At 61.2% G+C, this 273-nt stretch carries 1 protein-coding gene; it reads left to right on the top strand.

Features of this window, described 5'->3' with window-relative positions; all coding sequences use genetic code 11:
- A partial coding sequence (locus tag ACV229_RS40910) for a reverse transcriptase domain-containing protein (protein ID WP_448088708.1) occupies positions 1-273 on the top strand: 273 nt, incomplete at both ends.

Here is a 273-nt window from a genome sequence, read left to right as displayed (position 1 = left end):
GACGGCTACCGGGTAGTGGTCGATGTGGATCTGGAGAAATTCTTCGATCGGGTCAATCACGACATCCTGATGGAGCGGTTATCGAGGCGGATCGACGACAAGGCCGTGCTGCGGCTGATTCGTTACTACCTTGTAGCCGGAATCATGGATGGCGGAGTGGTCACGGAGCGTCACGAAGGTACGCCGCAAGGCGGGCCGCTGTCGCCGCTGCTGGCCAATGTGCTGCTGGACGAGGTGGATCGGGAACTGGAGCGACGTGGCCACCGGTTCGCA

It is taken from the genome of Burkholderia sp. MR1-5-21 (assembly GCF_053427715.1).
Note: the sequence above shows the minus strand (reverse complement) of the source record. Positions and strands in the feature narration are given on the sequence as shown.